The organism is Streptomyces sp. NPDC043427, from assembly GCF_056436655.1.
Window position 1 is genome coordinate 800,314 of record NZ_JBWKCC010000001.1, and the last position, 6,712, is coordinate 807,025.

Consider the following 6,712-nt stretch of genomic DNA (forward strand, 5'->3'; position numbering starts at 1 on the left):
CCGTCCGCCGGTACCGCAAGTCCCCTCCCCCTCCGGGTCCGACGCCCCTCGCGGCCCGGAGGGGGGCACGGGGTTCCGCCACGCAGGAGGAGGGTGCTATCAGATGCGCAGGGTCGGCAACACCGCCATAGCGGCCGTCACCGCCGTCGCCCTCTGCTCGGGTGCCTGGCTGCTGCGCAACGGTTCCGAGACGCACGCCCCGCCGCAGCCGACGGCGTCCGAGGCCCGCTCCAGGCACGTCGACCCGCGCTCGGCCCCGGCGCTGCCGCCCTCCCCGCCGGACCGCATCCGCATCCGCTCCATCGGCGTGGACGCTCCCCTGATGGGCCTGCGCCTCACGCCGACCGGTGCCCTGGACGTCCCGCCGGCGGAGGGGAAGAACCTGGCCGGCTGGTACGAGTCCGGCACCACCCCCGGCGAGACCGGCACCGCGATCGTCGCCGGGCACGTCGACAACGCCGAGGGCCCCGCCGTCTTCTACGACCTCGGCGCCATGAAGAAGGGCGCCGTCATCGAGGTGGACCGGCGTGACGGCGGGATCGCGGTGTTCTCCGTGGACGCGGTCGAGGTGTACGACGCGCGGGACTTCCCCGATGCGAAGGTGTACGGGGCCGCTCGGCGGCCGGAGCTGCGGGTGATCACGTGCGGTGGGGGTTACTCACGGAGCACGGGTTATCAGGGGAACGTGGTCGTCTTCGCTCACCTCACGGGCAGTCGGTGAGCGGTCCGGTGAGCCGTTCAGGACGTTTGCCTTGCCCCATGCGCCGAGCGGGACCAGGGCCTCGTTGAGGGCGGCTCCGCGGGGCGTGAGCGAGTACTCCACGCGCGGCGGCACCTCGTCGTACGCCTCCCGGTGGACGATGCCGTCCGCCTCCAGCTCCCGTAACTGCGCGGCCAGCACCTTCTCGGTCACCCCCGGCAGAGCGCGGCGCAGCTCGCCGAAGCGGCACGGGCGCTCGTGCAGCGCCCAGAGGATGAGCACCTTCCACTTGCCGCCGATCACGTCCATCGCCGCGTCGATCCCGCAGACGTACGCCCCCGGCCGCCGTCCGACCACCATGCCCGACCCCTCCCGCCTGCACCCTTTCCCTGCGGTAACCACCCACTCGTAAGTACGTACTTGAGCGGGTCGCTCCCCTGCGACGAGCCTAATCGCCATGACCGACAACGCACTTGTCCAGCCCGCTCCCCTCACTCTCCTCGGCACCGGCGCCATGGGCACCGCGCTGGCCCGCGCCTGGCTCGCCGCCGGGCACCCCCTCACCGTCTGGAACCGCACGCCCGCCCGCGCCGAGGCCCTGGCCGCCGAGGGCGCCACGGTCGCCGCGACCGCCGCCGAGGCGGTGGCCGCGAGCCCTCTGGTCGTCGCCTGTCTGCTCGACGACTCCTCGGTGGGGGAGGCTCTCGAGGGGGCCGACCTGACCGGGCGGGACCTGGTCAACCTCACCACCGGGACACCGGCCGACGGCCGCTCCCGCGCCACGTGGGCGAAGGCGCGCGGCGCCCGTTTCCTGGACGGCGGGATCATGGCCGTACCGCCGATGATCGGGGTCCCCGAGAGCGGGGCGTACGTCTTCTACAGCGGCTCCGCCGCGCTCTTCGAGGAGCACCGGGACACCCTCGCCGTCCCGGCCGGGACCACCTACGTCGGCGCGGATCCGGGGTTCGCCGCGCTGCACGACGTGGCGCTGCTGAGCGGCATGTACGGCATGTTCGCGGGCATCACGCACGCCTTCGCGCTGGTCCGCCGGGAGGACATCTCGCCGAAGGAGTTCGCGCCGCTGCTCGTGTCCTGGATCACCGCGATGGCCCAGTCGGCGTACGGGACCGCCGACCGGCTGCAGAGCGGCGACTACCGCACGGGCGTCGTCTCCAACCTGGCCATGCAGGTCGCGGGCAAGGCGACCCTGCTGCGCACGGCCGAGGAGCAGGGCGTCGGCCCGGATCTCCTGGTGCCGTTCATGACCCTGATGGAGCGCCGCCTCGCCGACGGGCACGGCGACGAGGACACCACGGGCCTGATCGACTTGCTCGCGCCCGGGGAGCGCTGAGGGACCGGACGAGCGGTTCCTACGCTCCCCACTGCTCGTACGCCAGGTTCGCCACCAGCGCGAACACCACCGTCAGCAGCACGATCCGCACGAAGCCGCTGCCCTTCTCCAGGGCGGTACGGGCGCCCAGCATGCCGCCCGCCAGATTGCAGGGGATACCTGGCCGGTTCATCGACCAGAGGGTCTTCTGAGGTTCCCGGGATCTCACAGCCCGCCCCCACCGCGTCCCGGGAACCCTCACACTCCCGCCCCCGCCCCGCTGAGGGCAGCGTTCCTCGCGGGAAACAACCGTGATGCGGTCGGGAAACTTCGGCACCGCACGCTCAAGGACATGACCTCGAATACGCGTGTGGTGGTGATCGGCGCCGGCCTCGCGGGCGTACGTCTCGCCCGGCGGCTCGGTGAGCTCGGCACGCCCGCGCTGCTCGTCGGCGAGGAGGAGCACCGGCCGTACAACCGGGTCCTGCTCGCCGAGGTGCTGGCCGGACGTTACAGCCCGGACGTGATCGCCCTCCCGGCGCCCGCCGGACTGACCCGTGCCCGGGTCACCGGCATCGACCGCGAGGCGCGCGCCGTGCGCTGCGCCGACGGCTCGGTGATCGCATACGACACGCTGGTCCTGGCCACCGGGTCCAACGCCGTGCTCCCGCCGCTGCGCGGTCTGTTCACACCCGACCACGTCCTGCCCGAGGGCGTCCACGCGTTCCGCACGATGGACGACTGCCTGGGCCTGTCGAAGGCGGTGCGTCCGGGCGTGCGGGCGGTCGTGATCGGCGGCGGACTGCTCGGGGTCTCGGCCGCCCGCGCGCTGGCCCAGCGCGGCGCGCAGGTCGTCCTCGCCCAGCAGGCCGAGCGCCTGATGGAACGCCAGCTCGACCCGGCGGCCTCCAAGCTGGTCCGGCGGCACCTGAAGGACCTGGGCGTCGAGGTGCACACCGAGTGCCGCGTGCGGGACGTGCGCTGCGTCAACGGCGCGGTCCGCTCGGTGGAGATGGCCGACGGTTACGCCCTCGACGCCGACCTCGTCGTGCTGGCCTGCGGGGTCCACCCGCGCGTCGGTATCGCCAAGGACGCCGGGCTCGCCGTCCACAAGGGCGTCCTCGTCGACGACGAACTGCGCACCTCCGACCCGCACATCCGGGCCATCGGCGACTGCGCCCAGCACGAGGGCACCCTCTACGGCCTCGCCGCGCCCGCGCTCGAACAGGCCGACATTCTCGCCGAGTTGCTGGCGGGCGACACCGACGCCCGTTACACCGGCACCCGTTCCCTGACCCGGCTCACCCTCGCCGGTCAGGACTTCCTCGACCTTGCCGCGTTCGGCGAGACCGAGGCCCTCCCCGGCGACGACGTCGTGCAGCTCACCGACGCCACCCGGGGCACCTACCGCAAGGTCGTCGTCCGCGACGACCGTCTGGTCGGCGGGGTCCTCGTCGGCGAACTCGGCACCGTCGGCGCGCTCGCGCGCGCCTGGGAGGGAGCAGAGCCGCTCCCGTCCGACGGCGGCCCGCTGCTCCACCTGCTCACCAACGACGGAGGCTCCTGATGTCCACGACCCCCACGATCGTGCTCGTCGGCCATGGCATGGTCGGCCAGCGCTTCCTCGAAGCGCTCGCCGAGCGCGGCCTGACCGCCACGCACCGCGTGGTCGTGCTGTGCGAGGAGCCGCGTCCGGCGTACGACCGCGTGGCGCTCACCTCCTACTTCTCGGGGAAGACGCCCGAGGAACTCTCCATGACGGACATGGAGTTCATCGAGACGCACGGCATCGAGCTGTACGTCGGCGACCCCGCCGAGACGATCGACCGCGACGCGAAGAAGGTCACCGCCAGGTCCGGTCAGGTCTTCGAGTACGAGACCCTCGTCCTCGCCACCGGCTCCTACCCGTTCGTGCCGCCGGTCCCGGGCAAGGACGCCAAGGGCTGTTTCGTCTACCGCACGATCGAGGACCTCCTCGCCATCGAGGAGTACGCGAAGACCCGCACGACCGGTGCCGTGGTCGGCGGCGGTCTGCTCGGCCTGGAGGCGGCCGGTGCGCTGAAGGGTCTCGGACTCACCTCCCACATCGTGGAGTTCGCGCCCCGGCTGATGCCGGTGCAGGTCGACGAGGGCGGTGGCGCGGCGCTGCTGCGCACCATCGAGGAGATGGGTCTGAGCGTCCACACCGGTGTGGGCACGCAGGAGATCGTGGTCGACTCCGAGGGTGCCGTCACCGGCATGAAGCTCTCGGACGGTTCCGAACTCGCCACCGACCTGGTGGTGTTCTCCGCCGGTGTCCGCCCCCGCGACCAGCTCGCCCGCGACTGCGGTCTGACGGTCGGCGAGCGCGGCGGCATCACGGTCGACGAGCAGTGCCGTACGGTCTCCGACCCGCACGTGTTCGCGATCGGCGAGTGCGCGCTGGCCGCCGACGGCCGGGTGTACGGCCTGGTCGCGCCAGGTTACGAGCAGGCCGAGACGGCGGCGGCGACCATCGCCTCCGACGAGGCCGCCTTCCTGGGCGCCGACCTTTCCACCAAGCTGAAGCTGCTCGGCGTGGACGTGGCGTCCTTCGGCGACGCGCACGGCGCCACCGAGGACTGCCTCGATGTCGTCTACTCCGACTCGCGCGCGGGCCTCTACAAGAAGCTGGTCATCGGCCGCGACGGCACGCTGCTCGGCGGCATCCTGGTCGGCGACGCGGACGCGTACGGCACGCTGAAGGCGTTCACCGGCTCGGTCCCGCCGGTCTCCCCCGAGTCGCTGGTCCTGCCCGCCGGAGCCGGTGAGAGCGTCCAGCTCGGCCCGTCCGCGCTGCCCGACGAGGCGGTCATCTGCTCCTGCCACAACGTCACCAAGGGCGCGATCCGCGGCGCGGTCACCGACCACCAGTGCACGACGGTGCCCGAGGTCAAGAAGTGCACCAAGGCAGGCACGGGCTGCGGCTCCTGCGTCAAGGTGCTCGGCCAGCTGGTCACCGCCGAGCTGGAGGCAAGCGGCGTCGAGGTCGACAAGGGCCTGTGCGGCTGCTTCTCGCAGACCCGCGAGGAGCTGTACGAGATCGTCCTCGCCCTGCGCATCAACACCTACCAGGACCTCCTCGACCGCTACGGCCGCGAGGACGCCCGGGGCGGCGACGGCTGCGACATCTGCAAGCCCGCGGTCGCCTCGATCATCGCCTCCCTCGCCCCGACGATCGGCGCGAGCGGCTACGTCCTGGACGGCGAGCAGGCGGCCCTCCAGGAGACCAACGACCACTTCCTCGCCAACCTCCAGAAGAACGGCTCGTACTCGGTCGTGCCGCGCATCGCCGGCGGTGAGATCACCCCCGAGGGTCTGATCGTCATCGGCGAGATCGCCCGCGACTTCGGTCTCTACACGAAGATCACCGGCGGCCAGCGGATCGACATGTTCGGCGCGAGGGTCGAGCAGCTCCCCCTCATCTGGACCCGGCTGGTGGACGCCGGCTTCGAGTCGGGCCACGCCTACGGCAAGTCGCTGCGCACCGTGAAGTCCTGCGTGGGCCAGACCTGGTGCCGCTACGGCGTCCAGGACTCCGTGCGCATGGCGATCGACCTGGAGCTGCGCTACCGGGGCCTGCGGTCCCCGCACAAGCTGAAGTCCGCCGTCTCCGGCTGCGCCCGCGAGTGCGCCGAAGCCCAGTCGAAGGACTTCGGCGTGATCGCCACCTCCAACGGCTGGAACCTGTACGTCGGCGGCAACGGCGGCGCGACACCGCGCCACGCGGACCTGCTCGCGCAGGACCTGTCCGACGCCGAACTGATCCGCCTGATCGACCGGTTCCTGATGTTCTACATCCGCACCGCCGACCGCCTGGAGCGCACCTCGACCTGGCTGGAGCGGATCCCCGGCGGCCTGGACCACGTACGGGACGTGGTCGTCGAGGACTCCCTCGGCATCTGCGAGGAGCTGGAGTCGCTGATGACGGCCCACGTGGCGCACTACCGCGACGAGTGGGCGGAGACCATCAACGACCCGGAGAAGCTGGCCCGGTTCGTCTCCTTCGTCAACGCGCCCGACACGCCCGACCCGGTCGTCGGCTTCGTCCCCGAGCGCGACCAGATCAAGCCCGACCTGCCGCTGCTCAGCATCGGCATGCGACCCACGCACGACGTCCTGGAAGGGAGCGCCCAGCGATGACCCTGGCACCCGAGACCACCGACCTCAAGGTCCAACTCCGCATCGACGACGACTGGTTCACGGTCTGCGACCTCAGCCAGCTGATGCCCGGCCGGGGTGTGGCCGCGCTGCTGCCCGACGGCCGTCAGGTCGCCCTGTTCCGCGACCGGGCCGGCGAGCTGTACGGCATCGACAACCGCGACCCGTTCGTCGGCGCGGCGGTCCTCTCCCGCGGCCTGACCGGCACCCACAAGGGCCGCCCCTTCGTCGCCTCGCCCCTGCTCAAGCAGCGCTTCGACCTGCTGAGCGGGCGGTGCCTGGACGACGAGACGGTCGCGGTGACCGCCTACGAGGTGCGCGCCCACTGAGGCGTCCCGCGACGACAGTCGGGGATACCTCAGCCGGGGACACGAAAGCCGGAGACCGGCGCCCGAAGCTCCAGAGCCGCGGAGCTTCGGGGGGCGGGGTCCGGGTTGTGTACTTTCTTTTTCGTTCGGGGGTGGGGAAGTCCCGGGGGCTTGGAGGGGGGGGGGGCGGGGGTG

General features: G+C 71.9%; 6 protein-coding genes and 1 pseudogene. 5 read left to right on the forward strand and 2 right to left on the reverse strand.

Going from position 1 to position 6,712, the window contains the following annotated elements; genetic code table 11:
• Positions 1 to 103 precede the first annotated feature (103 nt).
• Complete coding sequence (locus AC067M_RS03675; protein ID WP_478695300.1) at positions 104 to 721, forward strand: class F sortase; 618 nt, start codon at positions 104 to 106, stop codon at positions 719 to 721.
• On the opposite strand, the gene AC067M_RS03680 is transcribed toward AC067M_RS03675, so the two are convergent.
• Positions 659 to 1,060: a winged helix-turn-helix transcriptional regulator gene (locus tag AC067M_RS03680; protein WP_478695301.1), complete on the reverse strand. Its 402-nt coding sequence runs from the start codon at positions 1,058 to 1,060 to the stop codon at positions 659 to 661. The two genes, AC067M_RS03675 and AC067M_RS03680, sit on opposite strands and share 63 nt — an antisense overlap.
• A gap of 97 nt (positions 1,061 to 1,157) precedes the next feature.
• Here AC067M_RS03680 and AC067M_RS03685 point away from each other — a divergent pair, with 97 nt between their 5' ends.
• Positions 1,158 to 2,051 (forward strand): NAD(P)-dependent oxidoreductase, encoded by an 894-nt coding sequence (locus AC067M_RS03685; RefSeq protein ID WP_478695302.1) that lies wholly within the window; start codon positions 1,158 to 1,160, stop codon positions 2,049 to 2,051.
• A gap of 19 nt (positions 2,052 to 2,070) precedes the next feature.
• Here the strand turns inward: AC067M_RS03685 and AC067M_RS03690 are convergent.
• Positions 2,071 to 2,202, reverse strand: a pseudogene (locus tag AC067M_RS03690) (sulfite exporter TauE/SafE family protein); the annotation flags it as partial.
• Positions 2,203 to 2,382: 180 nt separating this feature from the next.
• Between AC067M_RS03690 and AC067M_RS03695 the strand changes: the two are divergent.
• From AC067M_RS03695 to nirD, 3 genes are read left to right on the forward strand one after another with little or no spacing between them, the layout of a single operon-like run.
• The gene (locus tag AC067M_RS03695; protein WP_478695303.1) at positions 2,383 to 3,597 is read left to right on the forward strand and encodes an NAD(P)/FAD-dependent oxidoreductase; all 1,215 of its coding nucleotides are present in this window, start codon (positions 2,383 to 2,385) and stop codon (positions 3,595 to 3,597) included.
• Positions 3,597 to 6,191, forward strand: a complete 2,595-nt coding sequence (nirB, locus tag AC067M_RS03700) for a nitrite reductase large subunit NirB (RefSeq protein WP_478695304.1) — start codon at positions 3,597 to 3,599, stop codon at positions 6,189 to 6,191. Before AC067M_RS03695 ends, nirB begins: the two co-directional genes overlap by 1 nt.
• Positions 6,188 to 6,538 carry a nitrite reductase small subunit NirD gene (gene nirD / locus AC067M_RS03705; protein ID WP_478695305.1) on the forward strand — a complete coding sequence of 117 codons (351 nt, stop codon included), beginning with the start codon at positions 6,188 to 6,190 and terminating at the stop codon, positions 6,536 to 6,538. Before nirB ends, nirD begins: the two co-directional genes overlap by 4 nt.
• Positions 6,539 to 6,712: the final 174 nt, after the last annotated feature.